24 protein-coding genes and 3 tRNA genes are annotated in these 25,865 nt (G+C 71.2%); 17 read left to right on the forward strand and 10 right to left on the reverse strand.

From position 1 onward, the window contains the following. Nucleotides 1-56 precede the first annotated feature (56 nt). The 3 genes from PSEJ31_RS0106720 to PSEJ31_RS0106730 all read left to right on the forward strand — a co-directional run bounded on the left by PSEJ31_RS0106720 (nucleotide 57) and on the right by PSEJ31_RS0106730 (nucleotide 3,321). Entirely contained in the window at nucleotides 57-2,525 is a 2,469-nt protein-coding gene (locus tag PSEJ31_RS0106720) for a heavy metal translocating P-type ATPase (protein WP_026010751.1), read from the forward strand. After that, nucleotides 2,522-2,959 carry a Cu(I)-responsive transcriptional regulator gene (cueR, locus tag PSEJ31_RS0106725; RefSeq protein WP_028915012.1) on the forward strand — a complete coding sequence of 146 codons (438 nt, stop codon included), beginning with the start codon at nucleotides 2,522-2,524 and terminating at the stop codon, nucleotides 2,957-2,959. Before PSEJ31_RS0106720 ends, cueR begins: the two co-directional genes overlap by 4 nt. A gap of 95 nt (nucleotides 2,960-3,054) precedes the next feature. Beyond that, the gene (locus PSEJ31_RS0106730) at nucleotides 3,055-3,321 is read left to right on the forward strand and encodes a DksA/TraR family C4-type zinc finger protein (RefSeq protein WP_019399756.1); all 267 of its coding nucleotides are present in this window, start codon (nucleotides 3,055-3,057) and stop codon (nucleotides 3,319-3,321) included. A gap of 7 nt (nucleotides 3,322-3,328) precedes the next feature. Here PSEJ31_RS0106730 and PSEJ31_RS0106735 read toward each other — a convergent pair whose 3' ends face one another. The 3 genes from PSEJ31_RS0106735 to PSEJ31_RS0106745 all read right to left on the reverse strand — a co-directional run bounded on the left by PSEJ31_RS0106735 (nucleotide 3,329) and on the right by PSEJ31_RS0106745 (nucleotide 5,390). Next, complete coding sequence (locus PSEJ31_RS0106735) at nucleotides 3,329-3,934, reverse strand: mechanosensitive ion channel family protein (RefSeq protein WP_028915013.1); 606 nt, start codon at nucleotides 3,932-3,934, stop codon at nucleotides 3,329-3,331. 76 nt (nucleotides 3,935-4,010) lie between these two features. Continuing rightward, complete coding sequence (locus tag PSEJ31_RS0106740; RefSeq protein WP_028915014.1) at nucleotides 4,011-4,232, reverse strand: RNA-binding S4 domain-containing protein; 222 nt, start codon at nucleotides 4,230-4,232, stop codon at nucleotides 4,011-4,013. A gap of 9 nt (nucleotides 4,233-4,241) precedes the next feature. Beyond that, nucleotides 4,242-5,390, reverse strand: a complete 1,149-nt coding sequence (locus PSEJ31_RS0106745; protein ID WP_028915015.1) for a tetratricopeptide repeat protein — start codon at nucleotides 5,388-5,390, stop codon at nucleotides 4,242-4,244. 184 nt (nucleotides 5,391-5,574) lie between these two features. On the opposite strand from PSEJ31_RS0106745, the gene PSEJ31_RS0106750 reads away from it, so the two are divergent. Together PSEJ31_RS0106750 and PSEJ31_RS0106755 are read left to right on the forward strand one after the other, a co-directional pair. After that, on the forward strand, nucleotides 5,575-5,919 hold the full coding sequence (locus PSEJ31_RS0106750; RefSeq protein WP_019399760.1) for a RidA family protein: 345 nt from the start codon (nucleotides 5,575-5,577) through the stop codon (nucleotides 5,917-5,919). Nucleotides 5,920-5,928: 9 nt separating this feature from the next. After that, a complete protein-coding gene (locus PSEJ31_RS0106755) occupies nucleotides 5,929-6,504 on the forward strand; it encodes a 2'-5' RNA ligase family protein (protein ID WP_028915016.1) in 576 nt (191 codons plus the stop codon). A gap of 49 nt (nucleotides 6,505-6,553) precedes the next feature. On the opposite strand, the gene PSEJ31_RS0106760 is transcribed toward PSEJ31_RS0106755, so the two are convergent. Both PSEJ31_RS0106760 and PSEJ31_RS0106765 read right to left on the reverse strand, forming a co-directional pair. Beyond that, the gene (locus PSEJ31_RS0106760; protein ID WP_028915017.1) at nucleotides 6,554-7,804 is read right to left on the reverse strand and encodes a TIGR03862 family flavoprotein; all 1,251 of its coding nucleotides are present in this window, start codon (nucleotides 7,802-7,804) and stop codon (nucleotides 6,554-6,556) included. A gap of 3 nt (nucleotides 7,805-7,807) precedes the next feature. Further along, nucleotides 7,808-8,248, reverse strand: coding sequence for an FKBP-type peptidyl-prolyl cis-trans isomerase (locus PSEJ31_RS0106765; RefSeq protein WP_019399763.1), 441 nt, complete (start codon nucleotides 8,246-8,248; stop codon nucleotides 7,808-7,810). A gap of 73 nt (nucleotides 8,249-8,321) precedes the next feature. Between PSEJ31_RS0106765 and PSEJ31_RS0106770 the strand changes: the two genes are divergently transcribed. The 8 genes from PSEJ31_RS0106770 to PSEJ31_RS0106805 all read left to right on the forward strand — a co-directional run bounded on the left by PSEJ31_RS0106770 (nucleotide 8,322) and on the right by PSEJ31_RS0106805 (nucleotide 12,692). After that, entirely contained in the window at nucleotides 8,322-8,687 is a 366-nt protein-coding gene (locus PSEJ31_RS0106770) for a DUF6164 family protein (RefSeq protein WP_019399764.1), read from the forward strand. A 34-nt stretch (nucleotides 8,688-8,721) separates the two neighbouring features. Continuing rightward, nucleotides 8,722-9,504 (forward strand): sulfurtransferase, encoded by a 783-nt coding sequence (locus PSEJ31_RS0106775; RefSeq protein ID WP_028915018.1) that lies wholly within the window; start codon nucleotides 8,722-8,724, stop codon nucleotides 9,502-9,504. Nucleotides 9,505-9,525: 21 nt separating this feature from the next. Continuing rightward, nucleotides 9,526-9,601, forward strand: a tRNA-Ala gene (locus PSEJ31_RS0106780). 32 nt (nucleotides 9,602-9,633) lie between these two features. After that, a tRNA-Glu gene (locus tag PSEJ31_RS0106785) sits at nucleotides 9,634-9,709 on the forward strand. Nucleotides 9,710-9,750: 41 nt separating this feature from the next. Next, nucleotides 9,751-9,826 (forward strand) — tRNA-Ala (locus PSEJ31_RS0106790). A gap of 324 nt (nucleotides 9,827-10,150) precedes the next feature. Beyond that, the gene (locus tag PSEJ31_RS17225) at nucleotides 10,151-11,296 is read left to right on the forward strand and encodes a hypothetical protein (RefSeq protein WP_028915019.1); all 1,146 of its coding nucleotides are present in this window, start codon (nucleotides 10,151-10,153) and stop codon (nucleotides 11,294-11,296) included. 344 nt (nucleotides 11,297-11,640) lie between these two features. Continuing rightward, a complete protein-coding gene (locus PSEJ31_RS0106800; protein WP_019399767.1) occupies nucleotides 11,641-11,910 on the forward strand; it encodes a membrane protein in 270 nt (89 codons plus the stop codon). 155 nt (nucleotides 11,911-12,065) lie between these two features. Then, complete coding sequence (locus PSEJ31_RS0106805) at nucleotides 12,066-12,692, forward strand: L,D-transpeptidase (RefSeq protein ID WP_125077082.1); 627 nt, start codon at nucleotides 12,066-12,068, stop codon at nucleotides 12,690-12,692. Nucleotides 12,693-12,726: 34 nt separating this feature from the next. On the opposite strand, the gene PSEJ31_RS15790 is transcribed toward PSEJ31_RS0106805, so the two are convergent. After that, a complete protein-coding gene (locus PSEJ31_RS15790; RefSeq protein WP_084220824.1) occupies nucleotides 12,727-13,722 on the reverse strand; it encodes an AraC family transcriptional regulator in 996 nt (331 codons plus the stop codon). A gap of 99 nt (nucleotides 13,723-13,821) precedes the next feature. Here PSEJ31_RS15790 and PSEJ31_RS0106815 point away from each other — a divergent pair, with 99 nt between their 5' ends. Both PSEJ31_RS0106815 and PSEJ31_RS0106820 read left to right on the forward strand, forming a co-directional pair. Further along, entirely contained in the window at nucleotides 13,822-14,571 is a 750-nt protein-coding gene (locus PSEJ31_RS0106815; RefSeq protein WP_028915020.1) for an SDR family oxidoreductase, read from the forward strand. A gap of 1,034 nt (nucleotides 14,572-15,605) precedes the next feature. Continuing rightward, on the forward strand, nucleotides 15,606-18,086 hold the full coding sequence (locus tag PSEJ31_RS0106820; RefSeq protein ID WP_028915021.1) for a glycoside hydrolase family 9 protein: 2,481 nt from the start codon (nucleotides 15,606-15,608) through the stop codon (nucleotides 18,084-18,086). 144 nt (nucleotides 18,087-18,230) lie between these two features. Here the strand turns inward: PSEJ31_RS0106820 and PSEJ31_RS0106825 are convergent, their stop codons facing one another. The 4 genes from PSEJ31_RS0106825 to PSEJ31_RS0106840 form a co-directional block, all read right to left on the reverse strand. Beyond that, nucleotides 18,231-18,635, reverse strand: coding sequence for a DUF4124 domain-containing protein (locus PSEJ31_RS0106825; protein ID WP_028915022.1), 405 nt, complete (start codon nucleotides 18,633-18,635; stop codon nucleotides 18,231-18,233). A 200-nt stretch (nucleotides 18,636-18,835) separates the two neighbouring features. Then, nucleotides 18,836-20,155: a replication-associated recombination protein A gene (locus tag PSEJ31_RS0106830; RefSeq protein WP_232210996.1), complete on the reverse strand. Its 1,320-nt coding sequence runs from the start codon at nucleotides 20,153-20,155 to the stop codon at nucleotides 18,836-18,838. A gap of 172 nt (nucleotides 20,156-20,327) precedes the next feature. Continuing rightward, nucleotides 20,328-20,957, reverse strand: a complete 630-nt coding sequence (gene lolA / locus PSEJ31_RS0106835) for an outer membrane lipoprotein chaperone LolA (protein WP_019398932.1) — start codon at nucleotides 20,955-20,957, stop codon at nucleotides 20,328-20,330. 168 nt (nucleotides 20,958-21,125) lie between these two features. Next, nucleotides 21,126-23,474 carry a DNA translocase FtsK gene (locus PSEJ31_RS0106840; protein ID WP_026010587.1) on the reverse strand — a complete coding sequence of 783 codons (2,349 nt, stop codon included), beginning with the start codon at nucleotides 23,472-23,474 and terminating at the stop codon, nucleotides 21,126-21,128. 212 nt (nucleotides 23,475-23,686) lie between these two features. Between PSEJ31_RS0106840 and trxB the strand changes: the two genes are divergently transcribed. Continuing rightward, entirely contained in the window at nucleotides 23,687-24,640 is a 954-nt protein-coding gene (gene trxB, locus PSEJ31_RS0106845) for a thioredoxin-disulfide reductase (RefSeq protein ID WP_019398930.1), read from the forward strand. Between the two features lie 82 nt (nucleotides 24,641-24,722). Further along, the gene (locus tag PSEJ31_RS0106850; protein WP_028915024.1) at nucleotides 24,723-25,865 is read left to right on the forward strand and encodes a GNAT family N-acetyltransferase; all 1,143 of its coding nucleotides are present in this window, start codon (nucleotides 24,723-24,725) and stop codon (nucleotides 25,863-25,865) included.

A 25,865-nucleotide genomic window follows, 5' to 3' on the forward strand; every position in this document is an offset into this window, starting at 1 on the left:
GAATCCCGAATCCCGAACTTGACCTTCCCATGATGGGAAGGTTCACCATGGTCGCCATGGATACCCCGAACATCGTTGTAATCCCCGCCGCCGGCGCAGCTCCCGCCGCCCTGCGCCTGCCGGTGGAAGGAATGAGTTGTGCGTCCTGTGCCGGGCGCGTCGAGCGCGCCCTGGCGGCGCTGCCGGGCGTGGAATCGGCCAGCGTCAACCTGGTCAGCGCTACCGCCGAGGTCCGCGGCGCGGCGCTGCCGCCGGCGGCCGAACTGGTCGCCGCGGTGGAAAAGGCGGGCTACCGCGTGCCCGCAGGCGAGGCCGAACTGGCGATCGAGGGCATGCACTGCGCCTCCTGCGTCGGCCGGGTCGAGCGCGCCCTGGCCGCGGTGCCGGGCGTGGTCGAGGCCTCGGTCAACCTGGCCACCGAGCGGGCGCGGGTGCGTACCGCCGGACCCGCTGATCCGGCGCTGCTGGCCGAGGCCGTGCGCAAGGCCGGCTACCGCATCGCCAGGCCGGAGGCGCCTGCCCCCGGATCTTCCGATGGCCAAGGCGAGGCCGCGACGCAGGAAGCGCGGGCCACCCCGGTGGCCAAGCCGCGACTGTCGTCCGAGGCCCGCCACCTGGCCATTGCCATCGTGCTGGCCGCGCCCCTGGTCCTGCCGATGGCCGGCATGCCCTTCGGCAAGCACTGGATGCTGCCGGGCTGGATCCAGCTGCTGCTGGCCACGCCGCTGCAGTTCTGGCTGGGCGCGCGGTTCTACCGCGCCGGCTGGGGCGCGCTGCGCGCCGGCACCGGCAACATGGACCTGCTGGTGGCGCTGGGCACGAGTACCGCCTATGGCCTGAGCCTGTTCCACCTGCTGCGCGAGGGCACGCATGCGCCGCTGTACTTCGAGGCTTCGGCCGCGATCACCACCCTGGTCCTGCTGGGCAAGTTCCTGGAAGGGCGCGCCAAGCGCCAGGCCACCGAGGCGATCCGTGCCCTGCAGGCACTGCGGCCGGCCACGGCGCGCCTGCGTACCGCGCAAGGGGAATCGGAAGTGCCGGTGGAACAGGTGGCGGTGGGCGACCTGGTGGTGGTGCGTCCCGGCGAGCGCTTCCCGGTGGACGGCATCGTCGAGGAAGGGCGCAGCCACGCAGACGAGTCGCTGGTCACGGGCGAATCGGTGCCGGTGGCCAAGGACGTGGGCGACCGGGTCACGGCCGGCGCGGTGAACGCCGAGGGCGTGGTCGTGGTGCGCACCGCGGCGGTGGGCGCGGAGACGGCGCTGGCGCGGATCGTGCGCCTGGTCGAGGACGCGCAGGCGGTGAAGGCGCCGATCCAGCGCACGGTGGACCGGGTCGCCGCGGTGTTCGTGCCGGTGATCCTGGGGCTGGCGTTGCTGACCCTGCTGGGCTGGGGCATGGCCAGCGGCGACTGGGACCGCGCCATCCTCAACGCGGTGGCGGTGCTGGTGATCGCCTGTCCCTGCGCCCTGGGCCTGGCCACGCCGACGGCGATCATGGCCGGCACCGGCGTGGCCGCGCGCGCCGGCATCCTGGTCAAGGACGCGCATGCGCTGGAACTGGCGCGCTCGATCAAGGTGGTGGCCTTCGACAAGACCGGCACGCTTACCGTGGGCGAGCCGCGCCTGCTGGAAGCGGTGGCGGTCGATGGCGACCGCCAGGCGCTGCTGGCCCTGGCCACGGCGCTGCAGCAGCACAGCGCGCATCCGCTCGCGCTGGCGGTGCTGCGCGAGGGCGGGCAGTCGGTGCCGGCCAGCGAACTGCAGGCGCTGCCGGGCCGCGGGGTGCGGGGCAAGGTCGATGGGCGCCTGGCCTGGATCGGCAACCGGGCGTTGATGCAGGAAGCCGGCGTGGCCGTGGAGCCGCTGCTGCCGCGGGCGCAGGACCTGGAAGCCAGCGGCCACACCCTGTCCTGGCTGGCGGTGGAGGAGGGCGGCCAGCCACGGCTGCGTGGCCTGCTGGCATTCCGCGACGAACCGCGCCCCGGCGCGCGCGCGGCGATCGACAGCCTGCGCGCGATGGGCGTGCGCACGGTGATGCTGTCCGGCGACAACCGCGGCGCCGCTGGCGCGGTGGCGCAGGCGCTGGGCATCGACGAAGTCCAGGCCGAGGTGCGCCCGGAGCAGAAGGTCGCGGCCATCCAGGCGCTGAAGTCCGGCGGCGTGGTGGCAATGGTCGGCGACGGCATCAACGACGCGCCGGCGCTGGCCGCGGCGGACGTGGGCATCGCCATGGGCTCGGGCACCGACGTGGCCATGCATGCGGCGGCGGTCACCCTGATGCGCCCGGAACCGCGGCTGGTGGCCGATGCCATCGAGGTGTCCCGGCGCACCACCGGCAAGATCCACCAGAACCTGTTCTGGGCCTTCGCCTATAACGTCATCGGCATCCCGCTGGCCGCGGCGGGCCTGCTGAGCCCGGCACTGGCCGGCGCGGCGATGGCGTTCTCCTCGGTGAGCGTGGTCGCCAACACCCTGCTGCTGCGGCGCTGGCGTCCGGCGGCCGATGCGGGGCAGGCGCCATGAAGCACGCGGCCGGGCGGCGGGCGGACGAGGGCCTGTACTCCATCGGCCAGGCGGCGGCGCGTTCGGGCGTGTCGGCCAAGATGATCCGCCACTACGAGGACATCGGCCTGGTCCCGCCGCCGCCGCGCACCGCCGCCGGCTACCGGCTGTATGGCGAGGCCGACGTGCACCGCCTGCGTTTCATCAACCGGGCGCGTTCGCTGGGCTTCGGCATGAAGCAGGTCCAGGTGCTGCTGGCGCTGTGGTCGGACCGCTCGCGCGCCAGTGCCGATGTCAGGCAGCTGGCGCTGCAGCACGCCGCCGAGCTGGGCGAGCGCATCGCCCGGATGCAGGCCATGCAGCGCACCCTGGAAGAACTGGCCAGCCGCTGCCATGGCGACGACCGGCCGGAGTGCCCGATCCTCGACGACCTCGAGGGTGGGGGGCGCGACTGAGAAGCCCGCCCTTTCCGCCGGGGCGGCCCTGGCACTTGCCGGGGATTCACGTCCCCGCGGGCACCCTGTATGCGTACCGCGAGCAGGAGGTTCCCATGGCGACCGGATGGGCCGGCGACAACGCCGTCAACGATCAGATCGATGCGACCGTCAAGGACGGGATCGAGCGCGCCCGCGCGCGCCTGCCCAAGGGGCCCAGCCTGGAACGCTGCGAGGAATGCGATGCGCCGATCCCCGAGGCGCGCCGCCGCGCGGTACCCGGCGTGCGCCTGTGCGTGACCTGCCAGGCCGCGCAGGACGGGGAAGAAACCGGCTTCGCCGGCTACAACCGCCGCGGCAGCAAGGACAGCCAGCTGCGCTGAGCGCGGGCTACTTCGAGCCGCCTTCGACCGTCGGCGGCGCCAGCCACGCGGCCGGTACCTCGCTGCCGCGCCAACGCCGCACCACGCGCTGGAAGAACATGCTGTTGGGCACCTGCAGGCTGCTGCCGGCGTGGTCGGGATCGCGCGCCACTTCCTGCAGGGTGGTGTAGATCAGGTTGACGTCGACCACGCGGCCCTTGAGGCCGGGTTTCTCGCCGTTCTCCACCACCTCGATGTAGTCGTACAGGCGGAACGGGCGGGTGGTGAAGATCAGCACCGTGCAGAAGATGTTGGACAGCACGCTCCAGGCGGCGAAGAACGCCACCGCGCCCACCGCGGCGAAGCTGGTGAAGGCGGTCCACAGCACCGTGCCGGACACGCCCAGCCGCTCCAGCACCAGCAGCAGCGCGCCGAATCCGATCAGGCCGGCCGAGACCCGGTGCAGGGCCATGCCCATCTCCGGCGGCAGGCCGCGGCGGTCCATCAGCCGGCGCACGAGCCGGCGCACCAGCTGCTGCAGCAGCCAGGCGGCCGCGACGATCAGCAGGGCCTGGGCGATCGGCACGATCGTGCCCAGCCAGCCCTGGCTCCAGGCGGGCAGGTATTGCTTCATCCGCGTCGCTTGCATGCGGCCGCGCCGGCCGCTTCGCCCACCATTCTAGGAGAGCGCGGGGCGGCGCGGACCGGGCTCATGCCGGCGCCTGCACCCGCACCAGCACGCCGGGCGCGGCCACGGTCTGGCCCGCGCGGATCTTGCAGGTCTTGCGCAGCTCCACGGCGCCGTCGACCTGGACCACGCCGCTGGCCACCAGCGCCTTGCCGGCGCCGCCGCTGTCGCAAAGGCCCACCAGCTTGAGCAGCTGGTTCAGTTCGACGTGTTCGCCCTGCAGTTCGAAATCGATGGTTTCCATCGCGCAAGTCTAGCGCGCATGCAGGGCGTGGCCGTTCCCGGGCCAGTGCTCCAGGTGTTCCAGCTTGCGCCGGTACATGGCGCGCACCCGGTCGGTGTCGCCCAGCTTGGCCGCGCGCGCCATCTCGCGCCGGGCCAGGTCCGGGTGGCCGGACAGGAAGTAGGCGCGCGCCAGGCCGAAGTGGAACGCGTGCTGCCCGCCATGCAGGCGGATGGCGTTGCGGTAGTGGGTGACGGCGCAGGCGTAGTTGCCGGCTTCCTCGCAGCCGAGGGCGAGCACGAACTGGGCGAACGGATCGCTGCGCCGCACCTGCTCCAGCCGGGCGACGAAATCGGCTGCCAGCTCCGCCTGGCCGCTGCGCTGGTACAGGTTCACCAGGTTGGACAGGGTGGCGGTGTGCGCCGGCTGCAGCCGCCAGGCCGCGCGCAGGGCCGCGGCGGAGGCGTCCAGGTTGCCGGCGCGTTGCTCCAGCACGCCCAGGTTGTTCAGGGCCGGCACGAACTCCGGATCGGCCTCCAGCGCCGCCTCCAGCTGCGCGCGCGCGCCTTCCAGGTCGCCGGCGGCCATCAGCTCGGCGCCGCGGTTGTTGCGGAAGTGGGCCAGGGCGCGGATGTCGTCGATGGCGCGCGGGCGGTCGCGCATGGCCAGGATGTTGCGCTCCACGTCCAGCGTGTACCGGCGCAGGCCGGCGCGGACGCCGGCGTTGACGTGGCTGGCGCCGTAGATCACACCGGCGTCGCGGTACCAGGCCAGCACCTCGCCGACTTCCTGGACACGGGCTTCCAGCCCGGCCGCGCGCGCCAGGGCGACGAACACCAGGGTGAAGGACAGGCAGTTGGCGCGGCGGTCGCGCCAGGTCTCGGCCACGGTGCGGGTGCGGTCGTTGTCGTACTCCAGCGCCAGGCCGCCGACTTCCAGCACCATCGCCGCCAGGCGTTCGATCCGGTCCTCGCGGCTGCCACCGCGGGCGATCACCCGTTCCTGCAGCATCGCCCGCAAGTCGGGCGGGATCTCGAGTACCTCGTCGATGCCCGGGATGTGCTGCACGGCCTGGACCGTGGGCAGGGTGGGCGGCGGCGGCAGGGCCGCAACCGGTTCGGCCGGCGGTTCGGCCGCCGGGGATGCGGCCAGGGCCGCTGCCAGCGCCAGTGCGTACATGACCCACCTCCCGGTCCATGCTGCGCCGAGTGTACGCCCGGATCCGGGAAGGCGGGTGGGCCGGTGCCGGTGATGGTGCCAGGCAGTTCCCGGGGAACCCCCGGGCCACTGTCGTCGCTGCGGTGGCGTTGTATGCTGCGCCGCCCGGCCGCGCCGCGGCCTCCTCCGCAAGCAGGGAACTCCCATGATCCAGCGTTTCGACGTCGGCCCGCGCATGTCCGAGATGACCGTCCACAACGGCGTGGCCTACCTGGCCGGGCAGGTGCCGGAGGACACCAGCCAGGACATCACCGGCCAGACCCGCCAGGTGTTGCAGGCGATCGACGCGCTGCTGGCCCAGGCCGGGACCGACAAGACGAAGATCCTGCGCGCGGAGATCTTCCTGGCCGACATCGGCGATTTCGCCGGCATGAACCAGGCCTGGGACGAGTGGGTCCCGCAGGGCCACACTCCGGCGCGCGCCACGGTGCAGGCGCGCCTGGCCGATCCGGCCTGGAAGGTCGAGATCGTGGTCACCGCCGCAGTCTGAGCGCAGGTGATGGGCGACCTGTTCGCCGCCGCGGACGCACGCCACAGCCTGTTCTTCGCCCTGCTGCCGGGGGCGGCCGCAGCGGCCGCGATCCGCGCCGCGCGGCAGGCGCTGGAAGCCGGGCAGCCGCCGCAGCGCGGCGCCGGCGTGCCCGACGAACGCCTCCACCTGACCCTGCACTGGCTGGGCGAGTGGTCGCAGCTGCCGCAGGCGCTGGCGGACGACGCCCGCGCCGCGGCGGCGCAGGTGCGCCAGGCGGGATTCGTGCTGCGCCTGGACCAGGCCGAGTGCTTCGGCCGCGGCGAGGCGATCTGGGTACTGCGGCCATCGGCGCCGCCACCGGCGCTGGAGCGGCTGCACCAGGCGCTGGCCACGGCCCTGGCCGGGCGCCGGATCCGGCTCCCGGCCGGCCCGGCGTTCGCCCCGCATGTGACCGTGCGCCGGCGCGCCAGCGTGCGCTTCCCGGTGCAGCCGGTAGCGCCGGTGGACTGGCGCGTGGACGGGTTCGCCCTGCTGCAGAGCGTGCACGGCAGTGGCGGGGTCCGCTACGAGGTGCTGCAACGCTGGCCGTTGGCGGCGGAGTGAACTGATCGGGCGCGAGCGCGATGGACTGCGCCGCGCCCCCGCGGCGAGGTCAGCGGTTGCGTGCCTGTACCCAGCGTGCGGCCGCGCGACCGGCGCGCAGGCCGCTGGCGAAACAGGCGGTCAGCAGGTAGCCGCCGGTCGGCGCTTCCCAGTCCAGCATTTCCCCGGCGCAGAACACGCCGGGGCGGGCGCTGGCCATCAGGTCCGCGTCCAGCGCCTCCAGGCGCACGCCGCCGCCACTGCTGATCGCCTCGGCCAGCGGCCGGGCACGCTTCAGCACCAGCGGCAGGCGCTTGAGTGCGGCGGCGACCCGATCCATGTCGGCCAGCGCCTGCGCATCCAGCACCTCGCGCAGCAGCGCGGCCTTGACCCCGGACACGCCGGCCTGGCGGCGCAGGTGCTCGCTGAGGCTGCGGCCCTTGCGCGGTTTCGCCAGTTCGGCGCGCAGGCGCAGCAGCTCGCGCCCCGGCACCAGGTCCAGCTGCAGCACGGCCTGGCCGTCGCGGGCGATGGCCTCGCGCAGCGGCACCGACAGCGCATACACCAGGGAGCCTTCGATGCCGGTGGCGGTGGCCACGCATTCGCCCTGCAGCGAGTGCGGCGTGCCGTCCGCGTCCTGCCAGTGCGCGACCACCGGCTTGAGCGGGGCGCCGGCATGGCGCTCGGCGAAGTGCGCGCTCCAGCCCACGTCGAAGCCGCAGTTGGACGGCACCAGCGGCGCGACCTCGATCCCGGCCGCACGCACGGCCTCGACCCAGGCGCCGTCGGAGCCCAGCTGCGGCCAGCTGCCGCCGCCCAGCGCCAGCACCGTGGCCGGCGCGCGCACGCGCAGGTCGCCGTCCCCGTTGCGGAAGCGCAGGGCGCCATCTTCGTCCCAGCCTTCCCAGCGGTGCAGGACGTGGAAGCGCACGCCCTGTTCCTTCAGTCGCCGCACCCAGCCGCGCAGCAGTGGCGCGGCCTTGCGGTCCAGCGGGAACACCCGGTCGGAGCTGCCGACATACGTTTCCACGCCCAGGCCGCGCGCCCACTGGCGCAGCTCCTGCGGCCCGAAGCCGGCCAGCCAGGACGCGACCTCGGCCTCGCGCACGCCGTAGCGCGCCGCGAACCCGGGCATGGGTTCGGCATGGGTGAGGTTGAGCCCGCCCTTGCCGGCAATCAGGAACTTGCGCCCGACCGAGCCCTTGGCCTCGTACAGGTCCACTTCCACGCCCGCGGCGCGGGCGACCTCGGCGGCCATCAGGCCGGCGGGGCCGCCGCCGACGATGGCCAGGCCGGGCAGGGTGACGGTGCTGGCAGGCATGGATCAGCGGCTGCCCACGTCCAGCAGTTCGACCTCGAACACCAGCGAGGCATTGGGCGGAATCACCCGTCCGGCGCCGCGGCGGCCGTAGGCCATCTCCGCCGGGATGAACAAGGTGCGGCGGCCGCCGGCGCGCATGCCGGCCACGCCTTCGTCCCAGCCACGGATCACCTGGCCGGCGCCGAGGACGAAGGTGAACGGCTCGCCGCGGTCCAGCGAGCTGTCGAACTTGCGGCTGCGCCGTTCCGGCACGCGCTCGTCGTACAGCCAGCCGGTGTAGTGCACGGTGACCTTGTCGCCGGCGCTGGCGACCGCGCCCTTGCCGACCACCTCGTCGATGCGCTGCAGCTCGGCCACCGAGCCGCCGGGCGGCGGACCGGGTTCGCTGCATGCGGCCAGCAGGACGGAGCAGAGCAGGGTGGAGCGGAGCAGGAAGCGGCGCATGGCGGCAGGTCCGTTGGGGGACGCAAGGGTAAACCGCCGCGGCCGCCGCGGCGATGCCGCGTATCATGCGCGCATGGCCAAGCTGCTGTTTTCCCTGCGCAACGTTCCCGACGACGAAGCCGCCGACGTGCGGGCCCTGCTCGAGCAGCACGGCTTCCAGTGGTACGAGACCGGAGCCGGGCTGCTGGGTTTTTCGGCGCCCGGGCTGTGGCTGCGCGACGCGGCCGACTACCCGCGCGCACGTGCGCTGCTGGACGAATACCAGGAACAACGGCGCGTGCGCCTGCGCGCCGAGGCGCAGGAGCGCGAACGTCGTGGCGAGGGCGAATCCTTCCTGCAGCTGCTGCGCGAGCGGCCGGGGTTCGTGCTGCCGCGGCTGGCGGCGATCCTGGCGGTGCTGGCGCTGACCCTGGCCCTGCCCTGGTGGCTGTTGCGCTGAAGGGCGGGCAGGGGCGGCGCCTTACAATGGCGCCATGCTCAATCTTGCCGCCTATCTCTTCGTCCACATCGACGATCCGCACGCGCTGGCCGCGCGCCTGCGCGAGCGCGCCGCTGCCGACGACCTCAAGGGCACCATCCTGGTCGCCGGTGAAGGCATCAACCTGTTCCTGGCCGGTCCGGAAGCGGTCCTGCGCGGGTTCGTCGACTGGCTGCGCGGCGACCCGCGCCTGGCCGCGTTGAGGCCGCGCTACAGCCGCAGCGCCGCGGTGCCGTTCGCCCGGCTCAAGGTGAAGGTGAAGCCGGAAATCATCAGCTTCCGCCGTCCGCAGGCCACGCCACTGGCCCAGGGCGCGCGCGCCCCGGCGGTGGAGCCGGCCACGGTGGCGCGCTGGCTGGCCCGGGGCGGGCGCGACGACCAGGGGCGGCCGGTGGTGATGCTCGATACCCGCAATGCGCAGGAAGTGGCCTACGGCACCTTCCAGGGCGCGCTGACCCTCCCGATCACCAAGTTCACCGACCTGCCGGCGGCGCTGGAACCGCACCGCGAGTCCCTGGCCGGCGCCACCGTGGTCAGTTTCTGCACCGGCGGCATCCGCTGCGAGAAGGCCGCGCTGTGGATGCGCCAGGATGGCATGGACAACGTGCTGCAGCTGGAAGGCGGGATCCTGGGCTGGTTCGAACAGGTCGGCGGCCTCGGCTACGAGGGCCGCTGCTTCGTGTTCGACGGGCGCGTGGCGCTGGATCCGGAGCTGCGTCCGCTGGTCGATGAAACTTCCGGTGAAGAAATGCTTGCGCAAGTTACGGGGACTAGCTAAGATTCGCGCCCTCAGCTTCGTGGGGCCATAGCTCAGCTGGGAGAGCGCTTGCATGGCATGCAAGAGGTCGCCGGTTCGATCCCGGCTGGCTCCACCAAATCCAACCCCGGTTGGGCGAAGCGACGATACGTCCCCATCGTCTAGAGGCCTAGGACACTACCCTTTCACGGTAGCGACCGGGGTTCGAATCCCCGTGGGGACGCCACATTTCCAGCGGTACGCAAAGGCCTGGAGGCCGATGCTCGTGGGGCCATAGCTCAGCTGGGAGAGCGCTTGCATGGCATGCAAGAGGTCGCCGGTTCGATCCCGGCTGGCTCCACCAACTTCCCGGCGCCGCCGCACGCCGGATTCCCGGTAATCCTGCATCCGACGCACCTGCTTCGCGGGTGGCGTGCGCTTGGCTTTTCGCTCGCGTTCTGCGCGCCTGGCGAGGGCCGCGAGCCGCGGATGGTGGCTGCTCCTGCCGGGCGGCGCGCGGCAGCAGGCAGCCGTGCGCGGTGGCCACGTCCACGTGGAAGTCGTAGCGCGTGCGCAGTCCGTAGCCCGCCGTCCACGAGACCGGGAAGACCCGGGCCGGCTGGTCAGTGACCCGGATCGGGAGTTCGGCCGCGTGCCCGTTGAAACTGACTGGTGCGCTGGCCTCGGCATGGCGCACGCGCTGCAGGCCGTGGATCGTCAGCCGGCTGCGCTCGACCAGGGCTGCCTGCGGGAACGCGGACAGGTCCGTGCCGGCCATCTCCAGCGAAGCGTCGTTGCCGGTGTCCAGCAAGACCAGCTCCTTGCGCCGGCCGATCTGCATCGGGAGGCGCAGTGCGTACTGGCCGCCCCACGGCAACGAGGTGGCCGCCAGTTGCGCGTCGCAGCCTGGCGGAAGTTCCGCCAGGACTTCCAGTTCGTCCGCGCCCAGCCTGAGCGGGCCGAGGCGGGCGAGCAGGTCCAGGCCGATGAGGGCCGGCTCCATCGCGTCGGGCACGCTGAAGGCGACGTCGCCGAAGCGGATTCCCCCAAGCTCCAGGTCTACCGGCGTGGCCAGTCCGATCTCCGCCCACCGCGCCGGATCGCTGGCATCGACGCCGAAGCCGTCCCGCACCTCCAGTCCCATCGCCTGCGCTGCGCGGCGACTGACGTGGGAATGGGGGGCGCCGGTATCGATGATGAAGTCCACCTCGACGTCGCGCGCCTTGCCGTCGCGGCCGCCGCGGATCCTGCAGCGCACCACGGGAACGCCGGGGCCATCGGCCACGGGCACGCGCGTGCCCGGCGCGGCCGTCGCGTGCAGGGTCCATTGGCGCGGCCATCCGGTGAAGGCCTCGAAGCGCGGCCGGGCCACCGCGGCCAGTTCCCCGCCGGGGCGCAGCGAAGGGGCGACGTGTTCGCGGTAGAGCACGCGCACCTGTTCCATCTCCACGGCCCAGCCACCGATGTCGCCAGCCAGCAGCAGGTTGCCGGCCAACAGGCTGCGGCAGAGGTACATCAGTTGCTGTCCGGGCTCGGCCACGACCTGCGGGTTGGCGATGCACGCGCGTGCCCAACGGGTCGACTGCGCCAGGTCGCCCAGAGTGCGGTAGTAACCGGCGCGTCCTGCATGGCGGGCCGCGGTGTCCGACTTGCCGACCACGGCCAGGGCGCGGGCATCGGCTTGCATCACCGCGGTGGCAATGCCATGGCTGTCGCTCGCGGGCACGTCGCCGGCCGACGCGGGGCTTGCCGCAAGCCCGGCCAGGATCGCGAGCATCGGCAGTCTCATCAGCATCTCCAGGCACGGTCTTGCACGGGTGGTGGGGCAGGATGATCCGGTCGCGCGACGCGTACGCCCCCGCGCGCGTGAAGGCGTCGAGCCGATCGTAGTGCAATGCCTGCCCATGAGCGCCGCGGCGCTCGTGGGCGCTGCCTGCAGCAGTGCCAGGCTGCAGGCGTCCGGCCAGGCGCAAAGTGCAGCGCAGGGGCGGCGGAGTGTTGCGATGCATCACGAACAGGCGGACATTCCTCCTGCAATGCGCCTGGAAGCGCGCACTGCGATGCGTAGCACGAACTTTTTCACGAACCGTGCACGTAACCGAACTGGCGCTGAAGTCGCCGCATGGCTTTGACGCAAAGCCGGCTATATTCCGAAGCCCCTGACGAAGGAGGATTGGAATGTCCCTGATCAAGAACAACGTGGCGATGGTGCGTGCGCTCGGCGTGGCGGTGGTTGTCGCCGCGGGTCTTGCTGGTTGCGCCACCTACGACAAGGAATTCGCCACGATCAATTCGCGCCTTGACCAGCTCGACAGCCGGGTGCAGAACGCGGCCCAGAGCGCCGAGTCCGCCAACCAGTCCGCGCAGCAGGCCAACCGGCGCCTGGACCAGATCGAAAGCCGCGTGCAGCAGCTCGAGGCCGCCCCGCGCCGCCAGCCCCGCGGCTGATCGGGGTCGGCGACAGTTCCAAACCCCGGCCCGGTGGCCTTGCTGGCACCGGGCCGTTCTTCGCCCGGTTCCAGAGGAGTAGTCCCATCAGCCGCATGCATCCTGCGATCCGTGCCAGCTGTCTCGCGTTGGCGCTGGCACTCGTGAACCCGGCCATGGCCGTCGCCGAGGAGGCCGCCGCGCCGCCGGCCGCCGCCGTCGACCTGCTTCCGCAGGGCCAGGAAGTGGCGGACACGGTGATCGAACTGGCCGGTTGGGTGGTCGCCACCCGCGACAGCGAAGGCTATCCGTTCGCGATCATGGACAAGGCCGCGGCCCAGATCCTGGTGTTTGGCGGCGATGGCCGGCTGCGCGGCGCGGCGCCTGCGCTGTTCGGCTCGGCCGTCGGCGACCACATCGCCCCCGGCATCGCCGGCCTGGCCTTGCGCGAGATCCCGGGCAAGGACCGCACCACGCCGGCCGGCCGCTTCGTGGGCGGCTTCGGCCCTTCGCTCGATGCCGGGCGCGTGCTTTGGGTGGATTACGACTCCGGCGTCTCGATCCATCCGACGGCTACCGGCGTCCGTTCCGAGAAGCGTGCCGAGCGCCTCGCCTCGCCGCAGCCGGACGACAACCGCATCACCCACGGCTGCATCAACGTCGCGCCGGAGTTCTACGGGCAGGTGATCGAGCCGGTCTTCGCGCGCGGTGGCGTGTTCTACATCCTGCCGGAGACCAAGCCGCTGGCGGAGGTCTTCCCGGAATTCGCGCAAGGCCGCGATACCGCGCAGCGCAGCGAGTAACCGGGCGCGGCAGCGCCCGCGTCCGCCCCGCCGGTCATCCAGGCGGCGCGCCTGCGGCCGTGGTAACGGCCATTGCCGCACGCTTTGCGTCGAAGGGGTCGGGTGATGATTCGTCCCGCCGCCGCGTGTCGGGGCGCGCCGCGCCGCGTGCGTACCGCGCCGGCGGACAACCGACATGGCGTGCAAACGCGACGCTGAAGGTGCTGGCCGAGCTGTAGCCGACGCGCTCGGCGACGTCGGCGATGCCGATACCACCGTTCGCGAGCAGGTCCCTCGCCAGGGCCATGCGCCAGGCCAGCAGGTACTCCATTGGCGGCATGCCCATCACCCGGTTGAACCGGTCGAAGAAGGCCGAGCGGGACAGGGCGGCTTCCTTTGCCAGCTCGTTCACGGTCCAGTTCCTCGAAGGGCACGCGTGCATCGCGCGGATCGCCGCGGCCAGGCGTGCATCGGACAGGGCCTGGACCAGTCCGCGCGCGGCTCCCGATCCGGTGGTACAGCGCAGGGCTTCGATGAACAGCACCTCCAGCAGGCGCGCCAGCACCACTTCGCGTGCCGGCCGATCCTCGCGTGATTCCTCGCCGAGCATGTGCACCAGCGTCGCCAGCCGGGGCTCGCCGCGGACATGGATGAGCTGCGGCATCAGCGGCACCAGCAGCGCCGCATCGGGCGAATCGAAGCTGCAGTGGCCGGCCAGGATGCGCAGGTCGGTGGGACCGCGCGGCGCGCCGATCCTGTAGGAGCCTTCGGCCAGCAGCACAGGGACGGAGTGGGTGGCAGGATCCACTTCGTGCAGGCTGGACATGGTGACCCCGTAGGCGGCGGGGACCAGGACGAAATCCCCGGCTTGCAGGACGACCGTGTCTCGTCCCTCCAGCGCCAGCCGGCAACCGCCCTCGATCACCGCGCAGTAGAACGGCTCGCCGGCATCCGAGCGGCTGACCCGCCACGGGCCGGCGCCGACCACCTGCTTGGAGAAGCGCGCGGCGGGCTTGAGCAGCAGGACCACTTCCGCCAGTGGATCGACCATGGCCGGACTCCTGCAAACGAAGTATGGACTTCCGATTGTAGGCAGTACGGGGCAGGGCGCATACCGTGGTGGCTCGCCCACCACACGCGAGACCACCGAATGAAGACCGTGCTGATCACCGGCTGTTCCTCCGGCTTTGGACTGGAAACCGCGCGCCATTTCCTGGCGCGGGACTGGCGCGTCGTCGCCACCATGCGCACCCCGCGCGACGACCTGCTGCCGGCATCGGCCAACCTGCTCGTGCTGCCGCTGGATGTCACCGATCCGGAAAGCGTCCGGGCTGCCGTCGCCGGGGCAGGGGAGGTCGACGTACTCGTCAACAACGCCGGCTTCGGCGCGCCCGCACCGTTCGAGCTGATGGACATGGAAACGGTGCGCCGCCTGTTCGAGACCAACACCTTCGGCACGATCGCGATGGCCCAGGCGGTACTGCCGCAGATGCGCGCGCGCGGATCCGGGGTCATCGTCAACGTGACCTCGAGCGCGACCTACAGGCCGCTGCCGCTGATTGGCGCGTATCGCGCCTCCAAGGCCGCGGTGAACGCGATCACCGAATCGCTCGCCGCCGAGATCGCGCAGTTCGGCCTGCGCGCGCACCTGGTGCTGCCGGGCTCTTCCGGCGATACCCGCTTCCGCGAGTCCGCCCGCCGCGGCCTGCGCGGGATCGACGATGCGGTGTATGGCCGCTTCATGCAGGACACCATCGCGCGCATGGCCGACTCGGTCGGACCCGGTACCCGGTCCACGGACGTGGCGCAGGCGGTCTGGCGCGCGACCAACGATCCTGCCGCGCCGCTGTACATCCCGGCCGGCGCGGATGCGGAGGAGTGGGCGAGGGAGGCGGGCTGAGGGCGCCGGGATGAGCGGATGGCAGGCCGGCGCCCGCTCGCCAGTCCTGCCGGAAATGCGATGGAGCGTCAGGCGGCCTGGAGCCGGTCTTCGCCCTCATCTTCCGCGGAGGACGGACGTGCGCGATGGCGTGCACCAGGGCACGTGATTGAAGCGCGGAAGGCGGCGATCCGGGGGGCTGGCGCTGCGGCGGCATCGATTTATAGCGGATTCGCTATAAACCACTAAACTCTTCATAACCCTGGTGCGCTGACGCGCGACTGCTTCCCGACGGTCCTGCGCATTCGCCGACATTGGATGTAGTTCTAGTCATATAGTGCGGGGACGGCAGCAATATGCGCTGAGGTTGCTTGCTCCGGATGGGTGGCATGCCGAGGACCCAATGTCACAGGGGTCTCCACACCAGGGAGCCGACGCCATGTCCACACCCAAGGACCGCCGCCACGCCGGTCGATCCTGACCAGGCTGCGTTCGACCGCGTGACGCATGACTGTGATCAGCGTCTGGGGCGCCTCCATCGTGGACGTCCGGCGAGGCAGGCGCGCACCTCGGGGATCAGCGAAGGCCAAAGTGGGTCCAGCCTGGCAGGTACGGTTGCGTTGGCGTGGCGCGCAGAACCAAGGGTGGCCCGGCGGCGGCATGGATCCAATGGATCCAACGAGGCACGGATCCAACCAGGCGCCGGTTGCGGCTGGACGCGTCGGCCAGCCTGCAGCTTGGTTCATATCCAGATGGTTTGTTGGTGATGGCCGCGCCGGGGCTTACTGCTGACGGTTCCGGGAAGATAGGCCGCCTTGGCAGCGATGGCGGCGGTGCCTGGCGGCGGGCCGCAGCAGCGGAAAACCAAGGAAGGGCGCCGCCAGCAGCCGGACGACAGCCCCGCGAAGATCCTTCCTTGATTTCGCATAATGCACATTATGTTCTAAGGCGAGGCGCCGCATGACACACTGCAGCGAGCCCTTCCTGCCCGTTATCGCTACCTTCTGCCCCGGTTGCCGGTCCGGCCGGTCCTCATCGCATTCCGGGGAGACTCCATGCACCACAAGCGCAGGTTCGGGCTGGCCGTCGCGGTCGTGCTCGCGTTCCAGGCCGAGGCGGCTTCCAGCCTCAAGCTCAACGAGCAAGGCTACTTCGAGGCGCCTGGGCTCAACGTCACCGTGTTTGCCGACATCTACCCGGATGGGCACCAGACCGGCGTGACCGTGATCCAGCATGGCGAGCGCGTTGCTGCCAATGGCGACCTGCGCCTGGAGCCTTCGCCCGGCCAGTGGTCGCCGGTCCCGGCCGGCGACGGCAAGGCCAGCTTCGATCCGGCTACCGGCAGCCTGGTCCAGACCCTGCGCTATCCGGACCCGGGCAAGGACCGCAAGGGCTTCAACCCGATCGAGTATCCCGACCTGCACTTCAGCTACAAGGTGGCGGTGACGCCGCTGGACGGGCATTCGTTCCAGGTCTCGGTGCACCTGGACCAGCCGCTGCCGGCCGAATGGGAAGGCAAGGTCGGGTTCAACTTCGAACTGTTCCCGGGCGACCTGTTCGGCAAGTCGTTCCTGATGGACGGCAAGTCCGGCACCTTCCCGCGCCAGGCCAACGGGCCGGTGGCGGTGGTCGAGGGACATACGATCACCGCGCCGCTGGCCAGCGGCCGCACCCTGGTGGTGGCGCCGGAAAACCCGCTGCAGCGGCTGAAGATCGAGAGCCGCAGCGGCCGCCTGGACCTGATCGACGGCCGCGGCAACATGAACAACGGCTGGTACATCGTGCGCGAGGTGACCCGCCCGGGGAACACCCGCGACGCGTTGACCTGGGTGGTGACGCCCAACGTCGACCCGCAGTGGCGCTACGAGCCGGTGGTGCAGGTCTCGCAGGTCGGCTACCGCCCGCACCAGGCCAAGACCGTGGTCATCGAGCAGGATCCGCGCGACCGCAAGGCCGACCCGCTGGTGCTGTACCGGATCGGCGAGGATGGTCCGCGGGAAGTGGCGCGCTACACGCCCAGGCCCTGGGGCAAGTTCCTGCGCTACCACTACCTGACCGCCGACCTGAGCGAGGTCCGCGAGCCCGGCAGCTACCAGCTGTCCTACCGCGGCAAGTCCACCCACGTCTTCCGCATCGACGATGATGTGTTCGACCGCGGCGTCTGGCAGCCGACGCTGGAGTACTTCCTGCCGGCGCAGATGTGCCACATGCGGGTCACGGAGAACTACCGCACCTGGCACGGCCTGGACCACATGGACGATGCGCGCATGGCAAGCCCCGGCGTGCACTTCGACGGCTACGAACAGCGCCCGGACACCCTCACCCGCTTCAAGCCCGGTGACCGCATTCCCGGCATGGCGGTGGGTGGCTGGCACGACGCCGGCGACTACGACCTGCGCATCGAAAGCCAGATGGGCACGATCAAGCTGCTGGCGCAGATGGTCGAGGAGTTCGGCCTGGACCACGACGCCACCACCATCGACCAGGCGCGCAAGGAAACCCGGCTGCTGCGCCCGGACGGGGTGAACGACGCCATCCAGCAGATCGAGCACGGCCTGCTCAACGTGCTGGCCGGCTACCGCGCCCTGGGCCGTACCTACCGCGGCGTGATCGAGCCCACGTTGGAGCAGTACGTGCTGCTGGGCGACGTCACCACGCAGACCGACAACCTCGCCTACGACCCTGCCCTGCCCGCCGGTGCCCGCACCGGGACCACCTCCTCGCTGCAGGACGACCGCTGGGTGTTCACCGAGGACAACCCCAACCGCGAGCTGGAGACGGCCTCGGGCCTGGCGGTGGCGGCGCGGGTGCTGGAGCCCTCGAATCCGGCCATGGCCAAGGAAGCGCTGGACGCGGCGATCGATCTCACGGCCAGGGCGCTGGACCGGGCGACCAGCATCGGTGCGAAGGTGGCGGCGCTGTCCGAGCTGGCGGTAAGCACCGGCGATCCGGCCTACGTGGAGAAGCTGGTTGCGCTGAAGCCGCAGATCGTGGAGGCGATCGACAAGACCGGCCCCTCGCTGGCGGTCGCCCTGCCCCTGGTCAGGGATGCCGACTTCCTGCGCGAGGTCGACGCCGCGGTCGCGGCGCACCAGGCCAAGCTGGCGGACGATGCGACCAGGACGCCCTACCGCGTCCCCTACGTCCCGTACATCTGGGGCGCCGGCTGGGACATCCAGCGCTTTGGCGTGGACCAGTACTACTTCCGCAAGGGCTGGCCGCAGCACACCAGCGACGCCCTGCAGATGGACGCGCTGAACTTCGTGCTGGGCGTGCACCCCGGCAAGGTCACCGAATCCTTCGCCTCGGGCGTGGGCGCGAACTCGGCCACCGTCGCCTACGGCACCAACCGCGCCGACTGGAGCTACATCCCCGGCGGCGTGATCTCCGGCACCGCGCTGATCCGGCCCGACCTGCCGGAGCTGAAGATCTGGCCGTACTTCTGGCAGCAGCGCGAATACGTGATCGGTGGCGGCGCGGAGAACTTCATGTTCCTGGCGCTGGCGGCGGCCAGCCGCCAGCAGGCCGGGAAGTAGGCCGGGGCCTGTCCGGAACGGAGTGCCGGCGGGGCAGCGTGGCGCCATCCCGGTCCGCGTCGGGCACGATGTTGCTTCCCTCCCCCGGGCGGCGGGAGGGGCGCCCTGCCTGGCCCGGCCGGGCAGGCAATCCGGGGCTTGCCGCTATTTCCCACAGGCGTCGGCCACCAGCTGGTCGAGCCGGCGGCGCAGCTCGATGGAACGCTGGCCAACGCGCTCGTTCCGCAGCACCGAATCGCGGTGGCGGCGCGCGGCCTCGCAGCGGTCGTCCGCGGCGGTGGATGTGCCGATGCGCCGGGAAGCCGTCGCGTAGCCTCGCCGCCCGGTTTCGCGCGCACTGCGGCTGTCGCGCGCCGCCGGCAACTGCATGGGCGCAGGCGGCGCGTACTGGCCGTGGTCCCAGGTGCGGGCCGGCTGCTGGCCCTCGCCGCATGGCGCGGACTGGTAGCTGACGCTGCCGTCGGCAGCCACGCATTTATGGATCTGCTGGGCGGATGCGCCGCTGGCCGGCAGCCATGCCAGCGCGGCGGTAATCAGGATCCTGTGCATTCCCTTGCCTCCCCTGGTGTCCGGCGGCCGGTCCGGTGGCCGCCACGGACTGGCGAAGATATACACCCGCCAGGCCGCGGCCGGACACCACCTGCGGGCAACGCCCTTCTGCCGGTCGGACGTGCTCGTCCCCTGGTTGCGACGGGAGGATGTCCGCGGGCGAAGAGGGTAGCCGGCTGGCAGGCTGCGGCGCGGCGGGCTCAGCCGCCCTTCCCCGCTCCCGGCTTGCCGCGCCGCCGCCGCGCCTCCTCGCGCGCCTCGCGCAGGCGGTCCAGCTTCTCCTTGAGCTTGATCTCCAGGCCGCGCTCCACCGGGCGGTAGTACACGCGCTCGCCCATCACGTCCGGGAAGCCGGTCTGGTCGAGGGCAACGCCGCCCTCGGCGTCGTGGTCGTACTGGTAGCCCTTGTTGTAGCCCAGCTGCTTCATCAGCTTCGTCGGCGCGTTGCGCAGGTGCATGGGCACCTCGGCCGTGCCGTACTGGTGGACATCGGCCTTGGCGGCGTTGTACGCGGCGTAAGCCGCGTTGGACTTGGCGGTGCTGGCCAGGTAGATCGCGACCTGGGCCAGGGCCAGGTCGCCCTCCGGGCGGCCGAGGCGTTCGAAGGTGTCCCAGGCATCGATGGCCATCTGCAGGGCGCGCGGATCGGCCAGGCCGATGTCCTCCACCGCCATGCGGGTCAGGCGCCGGGCCAGGTACGCCGGATCGCAGCCGCCGTCGAGCATACGCGCCAGCCAGTACACCGCCGCGTCGGGATTGGAGCTGCGCACCGACTTGTGCAGCGCCGAGATCTGGTCGTAGAACTGCTCGCCGCCCTTGTCGAAGCGGCGGGTGCGGTCGGCCAGCACCTGCAGCAGGGTCGATTCGGTGATGCGCCCGCCCTCGTCGGCGGCCAGTTCGGCGGCGATCTCCAGCAGGGTCAGGGCGCGGCGCACGTCGCCGTCGGCGGCCGCGGCGATCTCGCGCAGGGCGCCCTCCTCCACCTCGATCCCCTGGCCGCCGAGGCCGCGCTCGCCGTCCTCCAGTGCGCGCCTGAGCGCGGCGACGATGTCCTCGGCCGAGACTGCCTCCATCACGTGCACGCGGCAGCGCGACAGCAGCGCGGAGTTGAGCTCGAACGAGGGATTCTCGGTGGTGGCGCCGACGAACACGATGCTGCCGCGCTCGATGTGCGGCAGGAACGCGTCCTGCTGGGTCTTGTTGAAGCGGTGCACCTCGTCCACGAACAGCACGGTGCGGCGCCCGGCGTCGAAGCGCTGGCCGGCCTCGGCCAGCACCTGGCGCACCTCGGGCAGGCCGGACAGGACCGCCGAGATGGCGCGGAACTCGGCGTCGGCATACTGGGCCAGCAACAGGGACAGGGTGGTCTTGCCGCAGCCCGGCGGCCCCCACAGGATCATCGAATGCACCCTGCCCGCCTCCACCGCGCGGCGCAGGGCCGAGCCGCGCGCGAGCAGCCGGCGCTGGCCGACCATCTCGTCCAGGCTGCGCGGCCGCATGCGCTCGGCCAGCGGGCGCATGGCCTCCTGGCGGGCGGGATCGGCGGGCGTTTCCGGTGTGGGCGCCAGCAGGTCCTGCTCGGCGGCGGCGGTGCGACGGGTGCGGCTCATGCGCCCATGATAGAGCGCCGGGGCCCCATGCCGGGGCCACGCAGCCTGGCAAGGCCGGCGGATTGGGTCGCCGGCCGCTGGCTCAGTGGCCGACCACGTCCACGCCCTTGGCCGGAGTGAACCTGAAGGTGCCGGCAGCGAAGGACGGGTTGCGCTTCCAGCCGCTGAAGCGCAGTTCGGTCTTCTGCCCGACCAGGTCGACCACCTGCATGCGCGCCAGGCCCTGCGGGCCGAAGCCCAGGCGCGCCATCTGGAAGCTGGCCTCGGTGTCGACCTTCGGAGTCAGGGTCAGCCATTCCAGGCCCTCGCTGGGCACGGCTTCCTCGCTGACGTCGAACTGGCGTTCCAGCCGCGACGGTTCGAACAGCGCCACCAGCGGGCTGTTGCGCTCTTCCTCGCCTTGCGGCTTGACCGTGGCCTGCTGCAGGTCCGGCTCGTACATCCAGACCTTCTGGCCGTCGGCCACGATCAGCTGCTCGAACGGCTTCTGGTACTCCCAGCGGAACAGGCGCGGCGCCGACACGGCGACCATGCCGCTGCTGCGCTCCTTGCTGCGGCCGTTGGCGTCGAACACCTGCTGCTCGAAGCGCCCCTCCAGGCCCTTGAGGCCGCTGGTGAAGCGCACCAGCTCGTCGCGGGCGCCGGCGAGGGCCGGGCCGGAAACCAGGACCAGGGCGAGGAGTCCGAGACCGAAGCGGAAGCGATTGGACATGGCAGCAGTGTTTCGTATCGGGGTGGGCGGAAGTGTGACGCCGCGAAGCTGAACAAGGAGGCGAGGCCGGGAGTATTGCCTGCCCCCTGGATGGCGGCGCCAGTCCGGTACCCGGGCCCTGGGCGGCTGGCGGCCTGGCCGAAAGCATCGGACCGGCGGCCGACGGCCTCAATCGCGCGGCGGCGGCGGGGCCAGGACGCTGCGGTCGCCGTTGTGTTCCGGCGCGCTGACCACGCCGGCGGCCTCCATCGCCTCGATCAGGCGCGCGGCGCGGTTGTAGCCGATCTTCAGCCGGCGCTGCACGCCGGAAATCGAGGCGCGGCGGGTCTCGGTGACGATGCGCACGGCCTCGTCGTACAGCGGGTCGGATTCGTCCCCGCCGCCGCCGCTGCTCTCCGGCAGGCCGGTGGCGCCAATCACCACGCCGTCGCCCAGGGTCTGCACCTCGTCCAGCACGCCGTCGATGTACTCGGCCTTGCCGCTGGCCTTGAGGTGCTCGACCACGCGGTGCACCTCGTCGTCGCTGACGAACGCGCCGTGCACGCGCTCGGGCATGCCCGTGCCCGGCGGCAGGTAGAGCATGTCGCCGTGGCCCAGCAGGGTCTCGGCGCCGGACTGGTCGAGGATGGTGCGCGAGTCGATCTTGCTGGAGACCTGGAAGGCGATGCGGGTCGGGATGTTGGCCTTGATCAGGCCGGTGATCACGTCCACCGACGGGCGCTGGGTGGCCAGGATCAGGTGGATGCCGGCGGCACGCGCCTTCTGCGCCAGGCGGGCGATCAGCTCCTCCACCTTCTTGCCGACGATCATCATCATGTCGGCGAATTCGTCGATGAAGATGACGATGAACGGCAGCGGCTCCAGCGGGCGCGGCGCCTCGCCCAGCTCCGGGTTCGGCTTGAACAGCGGGTCCATCAGCGGCTGGCCGGCGTCGATCGCGTCCTTGACCTTCTTGTTGAAGCCGGCCAGGTTGCGCACGCCCACCGCACTCATCAGCTTGTAGCGGCGCTCCATCTCCGCCACGCACCAGCGCAGGCCGTTGGCGGCCTCCTTCATGTCGGTGACCACCGGCGCCAGCAGGTGCGGAATGTCCTGGTAGACGCTCAGCTCGAGCATCTTCGGGTCGATCATCAGGACCCGCAGTTCCTTGGGCGTGGCCTTGTACAGCAGGCTCAGCACCATGGCGTTGACCGCCACCGACTTGCCCGAGCCGGTGGTGCCGGCCACCAGCAGGTGCGGCATGCGCGCCAGGTCGGCCACGGTCGGACGGCCGGCGATGTCCTTGCCCAGGGCCAGGGTCAGCACGCTGGGCGACTTGTCGTATTCCTTCGAGCGCAGCAGCTCGGAGAGGAAGATCATCTCCCGGCTGGTGTTGGGGATCTCCAGGCCGATCACAGACTTGCCCGGGATCACGTCGACCACGCGCACCGACTTCACCGACAGGCCGCGGGCGATGTCCTTGTCCAGCGAACTGATCTGGCTGACCTTCACGCCCGGGGCCGGCTCCAGCTCGAAGCGGGTGATCACCGGGCCCGGATAGGCGCCGACCACCTGCACGTCGATGCGGAAGTCCTTGAGCTTGAACTCGATCTGCCGCGACAGGACCTCCAGGGTCTCCTCGGAATAACCCTTGGCCTGCGGCTTGGGATCGTCCAGCAGCGACAGCGGCGGCAGGCCGTCCGGGGTACCGCCGGCGCCCTGGAACAGCGGGATCTGGGTCTCGCGCTTGGCGCGCTCGCTCTTCTCCACCACCGGCGGCGCCGGCGGTTCGATCCGCACCGGCTCGCGCTTCGCCTGGCGCTGGGCCTCGCTCTTGCGGACCTCCTGGCGCTCCTCGCGCAGCTCGCGGGTGCGCTTCCACTCCTCGGCCTGCTGGGTCTTGCGGCGCAACAGTTCCGGCAGCGCCAGCACCCCGGCGCCGATCTTCTCCATCACCCAGAACCACGACAGACCGGTGGCCAGGGTCACCGAAACCAGCAGCAGCACGATCAGGAACAGGTTGGCGCCCAGCGGGCCGAAGCCGGCCTGCAGGGTCTTGCCCAGGGCCTGGCCGATCACGCCGCCGGCGCGCGCCACGTCCTGGGCGTACACGCCGATCAGGCGCACGTGCAGCATGCCGGTGGCGCCGAACAGGAAACCGAAGGTGCCGACCAGGCGCAGCGCCGGCCCCAGCTCGTCCTCCTCGCCCAGGCCGAACAACGCGATCCACGCCACCGCGCCCAGCGCCACCGGCACCAGGAACGCGGCATAGCCGAACAGGAACAGCAGCACGTCGGCGATCCACGCGCCCGCGCGGCCGCCGAGGTTCTGCACCGGCGCGACCACGCTGCCGCTATGCGACCAGCCCGGGTCGGTCGGCGAATAGGTGAACAGGCAGGCCAGCAGGTACAGCAGCGCCGGCGCGATCACGATCAATGCCAGGTCCCGCCACAGGCGCTGCCGCGCGGGACTGGCCACGCCGGCTTCGCGCGACTTGCCGCGGGTGGACTTGCTGCGTTCCGTCAATGCCTTGGCCACGTCGCTCCGCAAACTTGAACCGGCTGCAGGAATCCTGCGTTAGGCATTGATCTTAAACGAATCTGCCGGGCCAGTCACAGGAAATCGCACGCCATCGCGCCAGCGGCCGCCGGCCGCAGCCCGGCAACCGTTCGCCTTGATTCGCATGTGCCCGGCCGCCACTCTATGCGCGGCCCTGCGAAGGGTCCCCTTCTTTCCCCGAACGACTATACATGACCGCTCCCAAGCACTCGCGCCTGCTCATCCTCGGTTCCGGCCCGGCCGGCTGGACCGCCGCCGTCTACGCCGCCCGCGCCAACCTCAAGCCGGTGGTGATCACCGGCCTGCAGCAGGGCGGGCAGCTGATGACGACCACCGAGGTCGACAACTGGCCCGGCGACGCCCACGGCCTGATGGGCCCGGACCTGATGGCGCGGATGCAGGCGCATGCCGAGCGCTTCGACACCGAGGTGGTGTTCGACCACATCCACACCGCCGACCTGTCCAGGCGTCCGTTCACCCTGGTCGGCGACAGCGGCACCTACACCTGCGACGCCCTGATCATCGCCACCGGCGCCACCGCCAAGTACCTGGGCATCCCCTCCGAGGAGAAGTACAAGGGCCGTGGCGTGTCCGCCTGCGCCACCTGCGACGGCTTCTTCTACCGCGACCAGGACGTGGTCGTGGTCGGCGGCGGCAACACCGCGGTCGAGGAGGCGTTGTACCTGTCCAACATCGCCCGCAAGGTCTACCTGGTCCACCGCCGCGATACCCTGCGCGCGGAAAAGATCATGCAGGACAAGCTGTTCGCCAAGGTCGAGGCCGGCAAGATCGAGCCGGTCTGGCACCACGTGGTGGACGAGGTGCTGGGCGACGACGCCGGCGTGACCGGCGTGCGGGTCAAGTCCACCCTGGACGGCAGCACCCGCCAGATCGCCGCCCACGGCTTCTTCGTGGCCATCGGCCACCAGCCCAACACCGGCCTGTTCGAAGGCCAGCTGGCCATGGACAACGGCTACATCACCATCCGCTCGGGCCTGGGCGGCAACGTCACCGCCACCTCGGTGGAAGGCGTGTTTGCCGCCGGCGACGTGGCCGACCAGCACTACCGCCAGGCGATCACCTCGGCCGGCTTCGGCTGCATGGCCGCGCTGGACGCCGAGCGCTTCCTGGACAAGGGCGCCTGAGGCGACCGATGAAGGCCGGACGCTGCTATCCCGGTGGCGTCCTGGCCGGCGCGCGCCGCCGCGGTCGCGGGATGGCGCGTCCATGAGCGCCGGGCTGCGCACGCGCTGGCTTGATGGCCTGGCCCGGGTCCCGGCCAGGCAGTGGGATGCCTTGCACGACGGCGGCAATCCCTTCGTGGCCCACGCCTTCCTCGAAGGCCTGGAACGCCACGGCTGCCTGCGCCCCGGATGGGGCTGGACGCCGCGCCATCTCACCCTGTGGGACGGCGATACCCTGGTGGCGGCCGCGCCCGGCTATCTGAAGACCAACTCGCACGGCGAGTTCGTGTTCGACCATGCCTGGGCCCGCGCCTATGCCGGGCACGGCCTGGACTATTACCCCAAGTGGCTGTGCGCCGTGCCCTACTCGCCGGTCACCGGGCCGCGCCTGCTGGCGCGCGACCCGGCCGTGCGCGGGGCCCTGGTACGGGCGATGTGCGCGCTGGTCGAGGACGAAGGGCTGTCCTCGGCCCACGTCAATTTCCACCTGCCGGCCGAGTCCGGGGCCTTCGATGCGGCCTGGCTGGAGCGCACCGACGTCCAGTACCACTGGCGCAACCCGGGGCACTGGCGCCGGTTCGACGACTACCTGGCGGACATGGACCATCGCCACCGCAAGAACATCCGCCAGGAGCGTGGCAAGGTAGCCAGCTCCGGGATCACGTTCCGGCGCCTGCATGGCGACGAGGCCGGGCCCGACGAACTGGATGCCATCCACGGCTTCTACCTGCAGACCTTCGCCGAATACGGCAACGCGCCCGCGCTGACCCGGGACTTCATCGGACATGTTGCGCGAACAATGCCGCGCAACATGCTGATAATTCTTGCCTATCTGGATGGATCGCCGGTTGCCGGGGCGCTCTGCCTGCGCGGCGGCGACACCCTCTACGGACGCTACTGGGGCAGCCACCTGCGCCTGCCGGGCCTGCACTTCGAGACCTGCTACTACCAAGGCATCGAGTACTGCCTGGAGCAGGGCCTGGCCCGGTTCGAGCCGGGCGCGCAGGGCGAGCACAAGCTGGCGCGCGGCTTCCTGCCGGCGTTCGTGCACAGCCGCCACTACATCGCCCATCCCGCGTTCCGGGAGGCGCTGGCCACCTGGTGCGCCGAGGAGCGCCAGACGGTGGAGCGGTATGCGCGCAGCCTGGGCAGGCACGGGCCGTTCCGCACGGCGGAGGGCGGCTGA

Origin of the sequence: Pseudoxanthomonas sp. J31 (genome assembly GCF_000510725.1) — a bacterium.
Classification (GTDB): Bacteria; Pseudomonadota; Gammaproteobacteria; order Xanthomonadales; family Xanthomonadaceae; genus Pseudoxanthomonas.